The 14,166-nt window shown below is 65.0% G+C and carries 13 protein-coding genes and 1 tRNA gene; 6 read left to right on the plus strand and 8 right to left on the minus strand.

Features of this window, described 5'->3' with window-relative positions; genetic code table 11:
- Positions 1–73: 73 nt before the first annotated feature.
- From WEA77_RS12470 to WEA77_RS12490, 5 genes are all read right to left on the minus strand, one after another.
- Positions 74–1,036, minus strand: a complete 963-nt coding sequence (locus WEA77_RS12470) for a lysophospholipid acyltransferase family protein (protein WP_368068210.1) — start codon at positions 1,034–1,036, stop codon at positions 74–76.
- A gap of 3 nt (positions 1,037–1,039) precedes the next feature.
- A complete protein-coding gene (gene lpxK, locus WEA77_RS12475; RefSeq protein WP_368068211.1) occupies positions 1,040–2,029 on the minus strand; it encodes a tetraacyldisaccharide 4'-kinase in 990 nt (329 codons plus the stop codon).
- Positions 2,026–3,300, minus strand: coding sequence for a 3-deoxy-D-manno-octulosonic acid transferase (locus tag WEA77_RS12480; protein ID WP_368068212.1), 1,275 nt, complete (start codon positions 3,298–3,300; stop codon positions 2,026–2,028). Before WEA77_RS12480 ends, lpxK begins: the two co-directional genes overlap by 4 nt.
- On the minus strand, positions 3,301–4,041 hold the full coding sequence (locus WEA77_RS12485; RefSeq protein ID WP_368068213.1) for a lysophospholipid acyltransferase family protein: 741 nt from the start codon (positions 4,039–4,041) through the stop codon (positions 3,301–3,303).
- A 65-nt stretch (positions 4,042–4,106) separates the two neighbouring features.
- A tRNA-Val gene (locus WEA77_RS12490) sits at positions 4,107–4,181 on the minus strand.
- Positions 4,182–4,675: 494 nt separating this feature from the next.
- Between WEA77_RS12490 and WEA77_RS12495 the strand changes: the two genes are divergently transcribed.
- Positions 4,676–4,918, plus strand: a complete 243-nt coding sequence (locus tag WEA77_RS12495; RefSeq protein ID WP_368068214.1) for a hypothetical protein — start codon at positions 4,676–4,678, stop codon at positions 4,916–4,918.
- Here WEA77_RS12495 and WEA77_RS12500 read toward each other — a convergent pair.
- Positions 4,888–5,607 (minus strand): HAD family hydrolase, encoded by a 720-nt coding sequence (locus WEA77_RS12500; RefSeq protein ID WP_368068215.1) that lies wholly within the window; start codon positions 5,605–5,607, stop codon positions 4,888–4,890. The genes WEA77_RS12495 and WEA77_RS12500 overlap by 31 nt on opposite strands.
- 75 nt (positions 5,608–5,682) lie before the next feature.
- Here WEA77_RS12500 and glmU point away from each other — a divergent pair, with 75 nt between their 5' ends.
- From glmU to gor, 3 genes are read left to right on the plus strand one after another with little or no spacing between them, the layout of a single operon-like run.
- The gene (gene glmU / locus WEA77_RS12505; RefSeq protein WP_368068216.1) at positions 5,683–7,056 is read left to right on the plus strand and encodes a bifunctional UDP-N-acetylglucosamine diphosphorylase/glucosamine-1-phosphate N-acetyltransferase GlmU; all 1,374 of its coding nucleotides are present in this window, start codon (positions 5,683–5,685) and stop codon (positions 7,054–7,056) included.
- A gap of 9 nt (positions 7,057–7,065) precedes the next feature.
- Entirely contained in the window at positions 7,066–7,767 is a 702-nt protein-coding gene (gene rpiA, locus WEA77_RS12510; protein WP_368068217.1) for a ribose-5-phosphate isomerase RpiA, read from the plus strand.
- Positions 7,768–7,813: 46 nt separating this feature from the next.
- Positions 7,814–9,199: a glutathione-disulfide reductase gene (gene gor, locus WEA77_RS12515; protein WP_368068218.1), complete on the plus strand. Its 1,386-nt coding sequence runs from the start codon at positions 7,814–7,816 to the stop codon at positions 9,197–9,199.
- 33 nt (positions 9,200–9,232) lie between these two features.
- Here gor and WEA77_RS12520 read toward each other — a convergent pair whose 3' ends face one another.
- Positions 9,233–10,540 (minus strand): AAA family ATPase, encoded by a 1,308-nt coding sequence (locus tag WEA77_RS12520; protein ID WP_368068219.1) that lies wholly within the window; start codon positions 10,538–10,540, stop codon positions 9,233–9,235.
- Positions 10,541–10,695: 155 nt separating this feature from the next.
- Between WEA77_RS12520 and WEA77_RS12525 the strand changes: the two genes are divergently transcribed.
- Complete coding sequence (locus WEA77_RS12525) at positions 10,696–12,072, plus strand: class II 3-deoxy-7-phosphoheptulonate synthase (RefSeq protein ID WP_368068220.1); 1,377 nt, start codon at positions 10,696–10,698, stop codon at positions 12,070–12,072.
- Positions 12,073–12,126: 54 nt separating this feature from the next.
- Here the strand turns inward: WEA77_RS12525 and WEA77_RS12530 are convergent, their stop codons facing one another.
- Positions 12,127–12,531 (minus strand): glyoxalase, encoded by a 405-nt coding sequence (locus tag WEA77_RS12530; protein WP_368068221.1) that lies wholly within the window; start codon positions 12,529–12,531, stop codon positions 12,127–12,129.
- 239 nt (positions 12,532–12,770) lie between these two features.
- On the opposite strand from WEA77_RS12530, the gene WEA77_RS12535 reads away from it, so the two are divergent.
- A partial coding sequence (locus tag WEA77_RS12535) for an MATE family efflux transporter (protein WP_368068222.1) occupies positions 12,771–14,166 on the plus strand: 1,396 nt, incomplete at its 3' end.

The following is a 14,166-nucleotide window of genomic DNA, read 5'->3' on the forward strand; positions in this document are numbered from 1 at the left end:
CGACGCGCGCTGATCAAAGCTTCGCGCTCGCGCGAACACTTCGGGGGCAGCAAGGGGGCTGCCCCTCTTTTTCTCAGGCGATACCGGCGGCCTTCCAGGCTTCTTTCGGCCAGCGCCGGTGCTGCCAGAACCATTGACCGGGATGCGCGCGCACCTGCGCCTCGAGAAAGGCGCTGATCCGCTCGACAGAGCGGCGAATGTCCGCCTCCGGATCACCAGTATCGTCCGGCACGAAGGGTTCGTGGAACTCAACCCGGAACCGCGCCGGCCCTGTCCGCACCGTTGAAACCGGCACGATCGGCACCTTGTATTTCAGCGCCATCCGCGTCGGCCCCGGGGCGGTCATCGCCTCATGGCCGAAGAAGCTCACGGGGATACCCTCATTGAACTTCTGGTCATTCATCAGCGCCACCGGCGCGCCGCGCGAGAGCGCGCGCATCAGCTCCCGCGTGCCAATGCCCTTCGGTGCATTCACCTGCGTGCCATAGGCCGCACGCAGGTCGGCAATGCGCTTGTCGATATGCGGATTGTTCAGGGCGCGGTAGGTCATCACCGCCTGCGGGAGGCGCCGGGTGATCACAGCAGGCATGATCTCCCAGTTGGCAAAATGACCGGAAACAAACACTGCGCCCTTGCCGGAATCGCGGACGGCGTCGAGCACGTGCAGTCCGGCGATCTGGACGCGTCCTGACGTATACGGATCAATCGCCGGCAGGTGCGGCATCTCGCCAGCCGTGCGGCCCACGCTCTCCCAGGCGGCGAGGGCAACCTCCTCGATTCGTGCCTCGTCCCAGTCCGGAAAGGCCAGCCGGAGATTGCGCCGCATCGTCTTGTGCTGCGACAGGCGCGGCCCGATTTTCTTCACGATCCAGCCGCCGAAATCGGAGGCCTTGTCCGGTCCGAGCGCCTTCATCGGCGCCCAGTAGATGACGTCCCAGGCGATCGTTTCCAGCCGCCATTGCACGCGCTGCCAGAAGCTGGCGCGGCTATCTATGTCCTTCGGGCGGACATATTCGGCGGGGGTCTGCTCGTTCATCGGTCAGTGCTGGTTGAAGAGCGATGCGAGCATGGCGTCAAGCGCTGCCCCATCCGCGAACACCGCCCTGACGGGAAACACGAGCGTCTGCGCGCGGATGGCCGCAGGCAGGCGGACATGATCTTTCGAAGTTGTAATCAGCCGCGCGCCGTCGCGGGCGGCGAGATCGCGCATCAGGTTCAGGTCGCCGGATGTATAGGGATGATGGTCGGCGAAGGGCACTTCGTCTCGCACATCCGCGCCGGCGGCCTTCAGGCTGTCGAAGAATTTCTGCGGCCGTCCGATCCCGGCAAAGGCGACGAGCGGACCTGCCGGGGCCGGTTCGGCGGCGGTGAGCTGCGCGCGCAGGACTGGCTTGCCGCTGGCGGCGACTTCGGCGGGCACCGGGCCTTCGCCCATCAGGATCACAGCGTCTGCGCGGGCGAGGCCGGATGCGACGGGTTCGCGCAAGGGGCCCTTGGGCAGTACATGGCGATTGCCGAACGGTGCGCCGGCATCGATGACGACGAAGGTGAAGTCCTTGCCGAGCGACGGGTTCTGGTGGCCGTCATCCATCAAGATGACCTGAACCCCGGCCGCGACCATCGCCTCAGCTGCGGCTGGGCGTTCGCGGCCGATCCAGGCCTCGCCGGTGGCGGAGAGGAGGAGCGGTTCGTCGCCGACCTCGCGGAAAGTATGGCGGGCGCGATCAACCCTGAGCGGACCACCCTCTCGCCCGCCATGGCCGCGCGAGAGGGTGGCGGCGCGCAGGTCCCGTGCGTTGATTCGTTCCCGGATCGCCTCGGCGACGGGTGTCTTGCCAGCGCCGCCGGCGGTGAGGTTGCCGATGCAGATGACCTTCGCGGAGACGCGCTCCGGCACGGCCCGGGCAAGCTTGCGGCTCAAGCCCTTGAGATAGAGCCAGCTCAGCGGCGTCAGCAAGGCGCGGGTGAGCGGGGCAGCCTCCCGGGAGGAGGGGTCGAGCCCCGCCGACCAGAAGTGCGGACCCTTCACCGGCCTGGCCCTGAAGTGTCGAGCAGGGGTTTCGGGATCAGCGGCAAGAGCGCTTCCAGCGTGGCATTCATCGGTGCATCGGCCTCGGCTTCCAGCGCGGCGATGGCGGTTTCCGACATCGCTGGCGGATCGGAGAGACCGGCGGCAAGATCGCCGGAATCGATCACGGTACGCACGAGGCCGCGCGCTTCAAGGTCGGCCATCATAGCCGCGAAATTGAACACAGAAGGCCCCGTCAGCACCGGCTTTCTCAGGCGCACTGGCTCCAGCGGATTGTGTCCGCCGACATCTGCCGCATGGCCGCCGCCCAGGTAGACGGCCGTGGCCAGGCGCAGCCAGAGGCCCATCTCGCCCATCGTGTCGGCCAGCAGCACGCGGTCGCGCGGCGAGGCCACGTCGCCCTTCGAGCGGCGCGCAAACGGCAGGCGGCGGGCTTTCAGAAGGTCGGAAATCTCATCGCCGCGTTCCGGATGGCGTGGCACCAGGATGAGAGCGGCGTCGGTGAAACGCTCGGTCGCATCGAGGAAAAGTTCCTCCTCGCCCGGATGGGTCGAGGCGGCGACGAAGCAGCGGCGGGAGTTGACGAACGTAGTGGTCAAGCGTGTCAGATCGGCCGGATTCGCGTCCGGCGGAGACTGGGCGGATTTCAGGTTTCCGGGCACGCGCACGGCGCGGCCGAGCAGGCGTTCAAGCCGGGCGCCGGTGTCCGGATCGGCGGCAAGGATCACATCGAAATTGCCGATCAGGGTACGGAACACGCCGCTGAAGCGCGCCCATCCGTCTGCGGAGGAGCCGGTCATTCGCGCATTGACCAGCGCGCGGCGCGCGCCCGCCTTGCCGGCCTCAAGAATGAGGTTCGGCCAGATCTCGCCCTCGGCGAAGATGCAGAGGTCCGGCTTCCAGTGCTGGATGAAACGGCGCGCCGCCATCGGTGTGTCCAGCGGCGCCATAGCGTGGATTGCGTTGTCGGGAATTTCCTTGCCCATCAGCCGGGCGGAGGTCTGCGTCTGGCTGGTGAACACCAGCATGATGCCGGGCCGCGCCGCGATGAGGCGGCGGCCAAGTTCCAGCAGCACGCGGCTCTCGCCGACACTGGCGCCGTGCAGCCAGACGAGCGGGCCGGGCCGGCGGGGCGGCAGGCGTTTGGCGAAGCGTTCGTTGAGACGGAGGATGTCTTCCTTGCCGTTACTGGCGCGCGCGGTCAGCGCAAAGCCGAGCAGCGGCGCGGCGAGGCGCGTTACGATCTGGTAGGTGAACAGCGCGGGCGTCATTCAGGTCGCAGCTCCAGCGGGGTCCGGCCGGGATGTGTACCCGGCCAGCTCTTCGGCCCGGCGGGTAGCGATATCCATGCCGGTTTGCAACGCTTCTCGCAGGGCGCCGGGCTCGGCCGCCCTGGGGCACAGGATCGGAGGGCCGAGAACGATGGCGCCGCGGGCGAAGGGCAGGGGAATGATGAACCGGTCCCAGGTGTCGAGGCGCGGGGCAGGTCTGGCGGCGACGGCATAGGGCAGGATGGCCGACCCGGTGCGCTGGGCAAGGGTGACGGCGCCGGGGCTGGCGCGGCGCCGGGGGCCGCGCGGGCCATCCGGCGTCATGCAGAGATAGCCGCCTTCGCGCAGGCGCTTGCTGGCCTCGGCAATGGCGCGGGCGCCGCCCTTGTCCTTGTTTGTCTTCTTCTTGTTGGAGGTGGAGCCGCGCACGACATCGAGATCGAGATGGCGGATCGCCCTGGCTACGGCGGCGCCGTCGGGCGAGAGCGAAATCATCATGGCGGCGCGGGTGCGGCGCTCCGGCCAGTGGCGCACGGACCGGTTCCAGCCCGATGGCATCAGCAGGATGGCTTCGTGCCAGCTGGCGAAGATGAGGCCGGACGTGTGGTCCTTCAGGAAGGCGCGCGCTTCCTCGGTGCCTTCGATGCGCCAGCGCGTGGTGCGCCCGATCAGCGCCATCCAGGCCCAGATGACGTAGCCGAGGAGGCCGGCTATGAAAGGGGACCGAAGCAGTGATTTCATCGGCGGGGTTATACTTTGCTTCGGTGCGTGCGCCACGGGGTCCGTCAGGGTGTACCAGGCGGACCTGGTGGGCGATGCAGGGTTCGAACCTGCGACCCCTGCCGTGTGAAGGCAGTGCTCTACCACTGAGCTAATCGCCCGCCGGGAGGAAGCGGCGTAGTCGGCAAGGCCAAAGAGGTCAAGCGGCTATGTAAGCGGCGCCTGAAACGGCAGATTCGCAGATTACCTGACTTAACGGGAAGCGATAACTGCGTGTGAACAGGTAATAGCTCGCTGGATTAAGTATGCAGGGCTGCATACGTATTCGCCAGTGTCCCTGGATCGCGCGGCAGCGGTGCCCGATATTCTGACAGAGCGTCGCAACAGCAGGTTTGGGCTTTGGGCCTGTAGCCGCGCGAGTTTCTACGCAGATATCCATAAAGCAGGGTGTTTATGCACAACCGATCGTGCTGAATATTTGTTCATCTTGCAAACTTACTAAATCGTTACCCGGATTTACCCTTGAGAAAACCTGCAAACATTGTCATCTACCCGATAAAAGACGGGCCAAGCAAGGTTCGCAGTATGAACCCTAAGAAGGACAGGCACCGGCGGCCCCGGCCGCTTTAGTGATAACAAGCCTGGAGAGAGCAGAGTGAAAGACTGGTGTGACGAAGATGGCGCAAAGCGCCTTCGCGAGAAAATCAATGCGTACTGGAGCGAGCGTGGATATGAGGTCGATGTCGATCTCGTGGACGCCGGGTTCGTTCCTGCCATGCGGAGTGCACGTTGCGACGTGCGTTCCAATATGGTGAACGGCATGCCCCGCCGGCGTGCGCTGGGTGAAGGCGGCTCGTCCCGCCCGACCTATCGGCCGCGCGGCGAAGCGACCGCCTGATCCTTCAGGCCTGACAAAGCCTGAACAAGCTGGGCGTAGTGGCTGATGGTGACATCCGCGGCGATGGCTTCAGGAGTTTCGGCCTCGTAGCCGAAGGTCACGAACACGAAGGGCAGTCCGGCATTCCGGGCTGCCCTTTCGTCTGTCCGGCTGTCACCCACGAACAGAGCCCGGGCCGGATCACCGCCGGCTTCGGCGAGGGTTTCAAATATATGATCGGAATGCGGCTTGCGGTTGGTCGCCCGGTCAGCGCCGAAGATGACGTCGAAATGGCCTGCGAGGCCAAGCTCGCCGATCAGGCGGACGCTGAGATCCTGACGCTTATTGGTGCACACGGCGAGCGTTGCGCCTTGCGCGCGCAAGTTTTCCAGCGCCTCGACTGTGCCCTCAAAGGGCCGTGAGCCGACCGCGATATTGGCGACATAGTGCGCGATGAACCGCTCGAAGGCCGCGTCCATGTCTGCAGCAGATAATACAGAGCCCTGCGCCTTGAGGCCGGTCTCGATCATGGCGCGGGCGCCGTGGCCGATCATTTCGGCGATGGTCTCGAGGCTGACCGCGTCCAGGTCCATTGCGGTCAGCACATGGTTCAGGGCGCCGAGCAGGTCCGGCGCGGTATCGACCAACGTGCCGTCCAGATCGAAGAGGATCGTCCAGCCTTCGAAACCGCCTGTCCGCTCGTTATCCATGCCGCGTTCGCCCTCGCCAAGCTGCGGGGTTTCGTTTAGGCGATGGGGCGTATTAAAGCGAGAGGGAGCCTGCCTTTGACCCAAGCGCCGAAACATCGCGCCGCTGTCATCCTTGCGGCCGGAAAGGGCACGCGGATGAAGTCTGCCCTGCCGAAAGTGATGCACGAAGTGGGCGGCCGGCCGATGATGGACTGGTCGATCGCGCTGGCCCGGGAGACTGGCTGCACCCGGATCGTGGCGGTGGTGCACCCGTCGCAGGATGTGCTGATTGCGCACCTGAAGGCGCGCCATCCGGATGTGGCTATTACCTTCCAGGACCCGCCGCAAGGGACGGGGCATGGCGTGCGCTGCGCGCAAGAGGCGCTGAAGGAATTTGCCGGCGAGCTGGCGGTGCTCTATGGCGACAGCCCGCTGGTGCCGGCCGCGGTGATCGAGGCGCTGTTCGCGGGCGTGGCCGGCGGGGCGGCGCTGGGTGTGCTGGGCTTCGAGGCGGCGGACCCGGGCCTCTATGGCCGGCTGATCACCAACGCGGCAGGTGACCTTGAAGCAATTGTCGAGGCGCGCGAGGCGGCGCCGGAACAGCTCAGGGTGCGGGTATGCAACTCAGGGGTGATGGCCGGACGCGCCAAGGATATGTTCCGGCTCTTGCAAAAAATTACAAACGCCAATGCCAAGGGCGAGTATTACCTCACCGATCTGGTGGGCCTCGTCCGCGCCGAAGGAGGCCGGTGCACCCTCGTCACGGCCGCCGAGGATGACCTCATCGGCTGCGACTCGAAGAATGACCTGGCCGAAACGGAAGGCATTTTTCAGGCAAGGCGGCGCATAGCGCTTATGGAAAGCGGTGTCACGCTCGTGGCGCCCGAAACCGTATTCTTTGCGCATGACACGCAGATTGGGCCGGATGTCGTCGTCGAGCCGCATGTGGTGTTCGCGCCTGGCGTGCGGGTGGCGGCGGGCGCCCGCATCCGGGCGTTCAGTCATCTGGAAGGCGCGGTGGTTGGCGAGGATTGCGAAATCGGCCCTTATGCGCGCCTGCGCCCGGGCACGGTGCTGGGGGCGGGCGTGAAGATCGGCAACTTCGTCGAGACCAAGAACACGGCGATGGGCGATGGCGCCAAGGCGAACCATCTCGCTTATCTCGGCGACGGCACGATCGGCGCCGGCGCGAATATCGGCGCGGGCACGATCTTCTGCAACTATGACGGCTTCCTCAAACACCAGACGGATGTGGGCGCGGGCGCCTTTGTCGGCTCCAACTCGGCGCTGGTGGCGCCAGTGAGCATCGGCGACGGAGCCTATGTCGGCTCCGGCAGCGTGATCACCAAGGACGTGCCTGCCGATGCACTGGCGGTGGCGCGCGCGCCGCAGATGACGCGTGAAGGCTGGGCGAAAACCTTCCGTACAAAGAAGGCTGCCGAGAAGGCCGCCAAGGGCAAAAAGGATTGAGACCGGCAAATGGCGCATGAAACCGAAAAGCAGAATGCCGCCGCCGCTGCGATGGAATTTGTCGAAGACGGCATGACCATCGGCCTCGGCACAGGCTCGACCGCGAAGTATTTCGTGGAACTGCTGGCCGACGAGATTGCCGATGGCCTGATCGTGCGCTGCATCGAGACGAGCAACCAGACGCGGGATCTGGCGCACAGCTTAGGGGTGCCGCTGATCCCGTTCGAGCAGGTGGACCGGATCCACCTGACCGTGGACGGGGCGGATGAGGCGGGGCCCGGCGGCGTGCTGATCAAGGGCGGCGGTGCGGCGCTGCTGCGCGAGAAGATCATCGCGAACGCGTCCGATCACATGGTGGTGATTGCCGACCCGACGAAGGATGTTCAATCCATCGGGGCGTTTCCGCTGCCCGTTGAAGTGACGCCGTTCGGCTATACGATCACGGCGAAGAAGGTGCATGACGCGCTGGTGGCTGCCGGTGTTGAGCGCCCGCGCGTGGAGCTGCGCAAGGCGCCGCGCAGCACGGAGTTGCTGGTGACTGATGGCGGCAACTACATACTCGATTGCCATTGCGGCCTGATCCCCGACCCGCCAAAAGCGGCGGCCTTCCTCTCCGGCACGCCGGGCGTGGTGGAGCACGGCCTGTTCATCGGCATCGCGCGCACCGTGATTTTCGGAACCGAAACCGGCGCACGCATCATTGAATACTGAGGCCCGGTCCCACACATCTACGGGCTGATTTTCAAGGATAATTACCATGACCGAACGCGCCTACGACTTTGACCTGTTCGTGATCGGCGGCGGGAGCGGGGGCGTTCGCGCGGCGCGGATTGCGGCGCAGGCGGGCGCGAAGGTGGGCCTGGCGGAAGAATACCGGATGGGCGGCACCTGCGTCATCCGCGGCTGCGTGCCAAAGAAGTTCATGGTGTATACCAGCAAGTACGGCAAGGAGATCAGGCATTCCGCCGGGTACGGATGGTCTGTTGGAGATGTGTCCTATGATCATGCGAAATTTGCGGCGGGCATGCGCGCCGAAGTCGACAGGCTGTCGGCGATCTATGACCGGAACCTGAAATCGGCAGGCGCCGAAGTGTTCAACGACCGCGCCGAATTCGAGGACGCACACACGCTGCGCCTGACGGGCAGCGGCCAGACGGTGACGGCAGGGAAAATCCTGATCGCCACCGGCGGGCGGCCCTGGCGGCCTTCGCCGGAGGAGCTGCCGGGCGTGGAGCACACGATCACCTCGAATGAAGTATTCGAGATGGAGACGTTGCCGGAGCGGATGGTGATTGCGGGCGGCGGCTATATTGCGGTGGAGTTCGCGCATGTGTTCGCCGGGCTCGGCGTCGAGGTTTGCCTCGTTTACCGGGGCGAGACCGTGCTGCGCGGATTTGATGAGGACGTGCGCCTCGCTGTGCATGAAGGCCTCAAGGAAGCGGGCGTGCGCGTCATCACGAAGACCGTCTTTACGCGGATTGAAATGACGGATGACGGACTTTGCGTAAAGCTGGAGAATGGCCATGAGGTCAAGGCCGATGTCGTGATGATGGCGGTTGGCCGGCAGGCAAATACAGACGGGCTTGGCTGCGAGAAGGCCGGCGTCAGGCTGGGCGCGCGCGGCGAAGTTGCTGTCGATGACTGGTCGCGCACAGGCGCGGCGAATATCTTTGCTGTGGGCGATGTGACCGACCGGGTGAACCTGACGCCGGTGGCGATCCGCGAGGGGCATGCCTTTGCCGATACCGAGTTTGGCGGCAAGCCCTGGAAGATGGACCATACTGATATTCCGACGGCGGTGTTCTCGCAGCCGGAAGTCGGCACGGTCGGCATCAGCGAAAGCCAGGCCCGCAGGGAACACGGCGAGATCGACATCTACAAGACGAAGTTCCGCCCGATGAAGAACATGCTGAACGGCGATCAGACGCGTACCTTCATGAAGCTCGTCGTACGCGCGTCTGACCAGCGCGTGCTCGGCGTGCATGTGGTGGGCGATGACGCCGCCGAGATGATCCAGATGGCGGGTATCGCCGTGAAGATGGGCGCAACAAAGGATGATTTCGACCGTACCTGCGCGGTGCATCCGTCAGCAGCGGAGGAACTCGTCACGATGCGGACGAAATGGCTGCCTGAGGTGGTTTGATTTTCTTAGCCCCTTTCCCAGGGGAGCGTGGGCTTAGTGAGCAGTTGCGCCCTCACTCAGCACCTTCAACTCCAGCGCAACTTGTTTCAGGCTGTCGCGGATCGCTTTCAGGCCGCCGCCGCGGCCGGCATGGGCGAGGAGTTGGCGCCAGGCGGGTTGGTCGTCCTGCGGGGCCTTGACGGCGAAGTGGGCGGAGCGGGGCAGGGCGGCGGTCATCAGGCGCTGCGAGAGCGGGAAGCCGGCGATGGCATCATAGACGCCATTTCGCGCGTCGCCTTCGAAGGTGGATTGTTCATTGCGGTTCACCGCGTTGAACAGCACCGAGAGCGACGGGCGTTTGCCGGCCTCGACCTGGTCCTTGATGACGAGATTCAGCAGGCGCACGCCGCGCAGGGAATAGATGTCCGCATGCATTGGCGCGATGACGCGGTCGGCGGCTTCCAGCGCGCAGCGCGTCAGGAAGGTCGCGTTGGGGTTGGTGTCGAAGACGATGAGATCGTATTCGCTCCGGTAGTGGTCGATGGAGCGCAGGAAGTGCTGCCTGATCGCGGCGAGCGAATCCCGGTCGTTCGCGAAGGCATATTTTGAAATCTCGAACTGGCCGGAGATCAGGTCGAGGCGTCCGGGCGGACCGTCCGTACCCAGAATGGAATGCACATAGCTGTCGCGCGCCGCCGGCGTGAAGGGTGCGATGGTGAGGCTCAGCCAGTTCTCGGCCGGCGAGACGGCGTCCTTTGCGTGCAGGCGCGAGCGCTCGAACAGGGAGATTACGGAGCGGTCCAGGCCGGACGAGGCGTCGGCGTCTTCCATCGAGAAGAAGGTCTGGGTGAGATTGTATTGCGGGTCGAGGTCGATCAGCAGGACGCGGCCGCCGAAGGCCTCCTGCCAGGCGCCGGAAAGCTGCGAGGTGACGGTGGTTTTGCCGACGCCGCCTTTCAGGTTCATCACGGCGACGACCGGGCATTTCTTGCGATAGGCGGCCTGCGCCTCGGCAATGAGTTGGTCCATGCCGTCCGGCATGGCGGAGGAGAGGCGCAGGCGGGGCTGGACTTCGGTCTTGAAGAAGCCGTTCAGACGGGCCTTGTCGATCTGGTAGGGGATAAGGCGGATGCCGGCGGCCTTGGCGATTTCGACGTCCTGACGCACGGTTTTCGACCGGACGGCGGCAGCCGAAACCAGTACGATGACCGCGAAGGCCGAACTGATTGCGGCGTCAGCTTCGGCCCGGTCCGGCTCGCCGACGGTGTAGCGATCGGCGATCGCGGCCACCCGCAGCGCCTCGTGCAGCTGCAGCAGGGCGTCCGGATCGGCGCCGGAATGGCTGATATAGACATGCGGCATGACGCATCAGTCCCCGGCTCTGGCCATTGATTCCCCCAGACCCTTTTAGACGCCGGGGGGGGGCGTGGGCCAGCTATCTGCTGTGAAATAATGGTGAAACTTGAGCATGGGGGCGCCATGTGATTTATGCCCCGCAGAACCGGAGTACCCCTGAAATGACCTGGCATCCCTCAGACTGGCGCAAACTGCCCGCGCAGCACATCCCGCAGGACTATCCTGACGCGGGCGCGCTGACGGCTGTCGAAAACCGGCTGAGGAGTTATCCGCCGCTGGTTTTTGCGGGCGAAGCGCGGCGTCTGAAGCAACGGCTGGCCGAGGTTGCGGCCGGCAATGCCTTCCTGCTGCAGGGCGGGGACTGCGCCGAGAGTTTCAAGGAGTTCCACCCGGACAATATCCGCGACACGTTTCGCGTGATCCTGCAGATGGCTGTGGTGCTCACCTTCGCGGCGGCCAAGCCAGTGGTGAAGGTGGGGCGTATCGCCGGCCAGTTCGGCAAGCCGCGCTCCGAGCCCATCGAGACGATCGACGGCGTGACGCTTCCCTCTTATCGGGGCGACAATATCAACGGCATGGAGTTCACGCCTCAGAGCCGGATTCCGGATCCCGAGCGCCTCGTGCAGGCCTATTCGCAATCGGCAGCGACGCTGAACCTTCTGCGCGCGTTCAGCCAGGGCGGCTATGCGAGCCTTGCCAACGTGCAGCGCTGGATGCTGGGCTTCGTCGACCGCTCACCGCAGGGTGAACGCTACCAGAAACTCGCGGACCAGATTTCGGCTTCGCTGCGTTTCATGCAGGCTGTGGGTCTCAACGCTGAGACCGTGCCGCAAATGTCTCAGGTGGAATTCTATACGAGCCACGAGGCGCTGCTGCTCGGTTATGAGGAAGCGATGACGCGGATCGATTCCACGTCAGGCGACTGGTACGACACTTCGGCGCACATGCTTTGGATCGGTCACCGGACGCGCCAGCTCGACCATGCGCACGTCAACTTCTGCAAAGGCATCAGGAACCCGATCGGCATCAAGTGCGGCCCCGGTATGGAGACCGACGAGCTGATCCGCCTGATCGAGACGCTGAACCCGAAGGACGAGCCCGGCCGCATCACGCTGATCTCGCGCTTCGGCTCGGAGGGCGTGGCCAAGGGCCTGCCGCCGCTGGCGCGCGCGGTGAAGAAATCCGGCCGCACGGTCGTCTGGTCGTGCGACCCGATGCACGGCAACACACTGAAAACCGCCACCGGCTTCAAGACGCGGCCCGTGGACCGCGTGCTGAGCGAAGTGCACCAGTTCATCGATATTCTGCCTGCGGAAGGTTGCTATCCGGGCGGCGTGCATATCGAGATGACCGGCCAGGACGTGACCGAGTGTATCGGCGGCGCGCAGGCGATCTCAGAAGAGGACCTCTCGAGCCGCTATCACACGCATTGCGACCCGCGCCTGAACGGCGAGCAGGCGCTGGAACTTGCCTTCCTTGTGGCGGAAAAGCTGCAGGCGGTCGAAGCCGGCGACACAGACGCCCGCAAGGCGGGGTAGGAACGGAACGCGGCCGCGCCACCAAGGTCCGCGCGTTCTGAAGCCGCGTTCAGCTTAACCCCCTTTGATCAGCGAAGACGGCCATCCGATCTGGACCAGGAGGTTGTCCGGCCCGGAAATGCCTACTTCGTACATGCCCCATTCGCGATGGCGCAGCATGCCCCCCGGGCGGATCACGAGGTCGTCGACACGGGCCGCGATCTCTTCGACACGGGCCGCGATCTCTTCGACCTGCGGGGTGCGAATGAAAACACCGAAGGGATTGTTCTCCGCCGGAACGCCCCAGGCGCCGCCGCCCGCCTGCGTCAGGTGAACTTCACAGCCCCAGCCTTCCATGATGACGTATTCATCTTCGCCGCCCGTGCGCGAGAACCCCAATCGTTCCCAAAATGGAATGGCAGAGGCGAGTTCGTTGCTGGGCACGACCGCGAAGGCCCCAGTCGGTTCAGTGTCCGACATCGAAACTCCCGCTGCGGAGCCTTGGCATACATGGCGTGCTGCGAACTGAACAGGGTCAGCAGATCTCCTTCCGTCCGAACAAATCGCCGGCTCGCCCGGCACTGGGACAGGGACTTCCGGTTCAAGCTCCGATGCGGGCGGTCCCCGCTCCGGACTTGCCCGAAGCCGCGGGTTGAGGCATTAGCCGCGGCTGCTGAGACGCTGGCCGGAACGCCGGAAAATCACGAGGGATGGCCGGCATGGCGAAGACCCGGCTGCCTGTGTGGGCAAAGCCATCCGACGTCGCAGACCTGATGCGCCTTTCGGTTCCGATTGCAATCAGCCGAATGGCGATGATGCTGATGGGCCTGACGGACGCCATCGTGCTCGGCCAGTATGCGCCAGACGAGCTGGCCTATGTCCTGAACGCCTGGTTGCCGATGGGTATTTCGCTGGGGCTTGGCCTCGGCATTCTGCTCGGCGTGCAGGTGCTCACGTCCGAATTGCTGGGCGTTGGCAAGGAAGCAGGTTCCGGGCGCATCTTCCGCCGCGGGCTGCTCTGGGCCGTCATTCTCGCCGGCGCGCTGACGCTGGTGCTGGTGCCGACGGCAGATGGCTTCTTCAGCTGGATCTTCGTCACCATCGCGCCGCCCAGCGAGGCGGCAGGCATCGATGCGCCGCCGGCAGTGGTGGCGGCCGAGACGGCCTCGGTGACACGCATCCTGGCTTTCGGCCTGATGGGCCACATGATCAGCCAGGCCTGCAGCTACTATCTCGAGGCGTTGCGCCGGCCGCTTCTGGTGACCATCGTTATGTATGCGGGCGTGGTGTTCAACCTGTTCCTGAACCTCGCCTTTGTCGGCGGCTGGTGGGGGATGGCGCAGATGGGCGCCGAGGGCGTCGCCTGGGCCACCTCGATCACACGCTGGCTGATTGTCATCGCCATGCTGATCCTTGTCGCGCGCCTGACGCCGGGCTTCCGCCGCTCGCCCGCCGCGCCAGCCGGTGAGGCGCGGCGCCAGCTGGAAGTCGGCACCGGTACGGCGATCAGCAATGTCGCCGAATGGGGCGGCTTCAACATCACCTTCGTGATCGCGACCTGGATCTCGATCGCAGCAAATTCTGTCTATGGCTACACGGTGCAGGTGATGGGCCTGTGCTTCATGTTCTATCTCGGCATCGCGTCGGCTACGTCCGTGCGCGTTGCGGAAGGCATGGGGCGCGGCGATGGGCAGGCCGTTAAGAATGCGGGCCGGCTCGGCGTTGTGGCGACCATCGCGATGGGGCTGATCCTGTGTGTGGTGCTGGTGCTGTTCCGCGATGCCATCTCGGTGCTTCTGGTGCGCGAGGACGCTGTCATCAGCGGCGTGGCGCTCGCGCCGGCGATTGCAGCGCTGCTCTGGCTCGCGGCGCTGGCGACGATCTTCGACGGACTGCAGGCGACCGCCTCGTTTGCGCTACGGGCGCAGGGGATGGTGTGGCTGCCGACAGCCATCCACATTGGCTCGTTCTTCCTGGTGATGATCCCGGTCTGTTACTGGCTCGGCATCACGCAGGGGCGCGGGGCGCAGGGCGTGCTCGAGGGCGCGCTGGTGGGCGTGCTGGTCGCCGGAATGCTGCAAGTGGCGTTGCTGGAATGGAAAGCGGCGCGCCCCA

The organism is Hyphomonas sp., from assembly GCF_040882205.1.
In the GTDB taxonomy this organism is placed as follows: Bacteria; Pseudomonadota; Alphaproteobacteria; order Caulobacterales; family Hyphomonadaceae; genus Hyphomonas.

Excerpts from the sequence above, each read along its gene's own strand:
- WEA77_RS12470 (WP_368068210.1), bottom strand. The coding sequence starts at position 1,036 with ATGAACGAGCAGACCCCCGCCGAATATGTCCGCCCGAAGGACATAGAT.
- WEA77_RS12480 (WP_368068212.1), bottom strand. The coding sequence starts at position 3,300 with ATGACGCCCGCGCTGTTCACCTACCAGATCGTAACGCGCCTCGCCGCG.
- WEA77_RS12485 (WP_368068213.1), bottom strand. The coding sequence starts at position 4,041 with ATGAAATCACTGCTTCGGTCCCCTTTCATAGCCGGCCTCCTCGGCTAC.
- WEA77_RS12500 (WP_368068215.1), bottom strand. The coding sequence starts at position 5,607 with ATGGATAACGAGCGGACAGGCGGTTTCGAAGGCTGGACGATCCTCTTC.
- rpiA (WP_368068217.1), top strand. The coding sequence starts at position 7,066 with ATGGCGCATGAAACCGAAAAGCAGAATGCCGCCGCCGCTGCGATGGAA.
- gor (WP_368068218.1), top strand. The coding sequence starts at position 7,814 with ATGACCGAACGCGCCTACGACTTTGACCTGTTCGTGATCGGCGGCGGG.
- WEA77_RS12520 (WP_368068219.1), bottom strand. The coding sequence starts at position 10,540 with ATGCCGCATGTCTATATCAGCCATTCCGGCGCCGATCCGGACGCCCTG.
- WEA77_RS12525 (WP_368068220.1), top strand. The coding sequence starts at position 10,696 with ATGACCTGGCATCCCTCAGACTGGCGCAAACTGCCCGCGCAGCACATC.
- WEA77_RS12530 (WP_368068221.1), bottom strand. The coding sequence starts at position 12,531 with ATGTCGGACACTGAACCGACTGGGGCCTTCGCGGTCGTGCCCAGCAAC.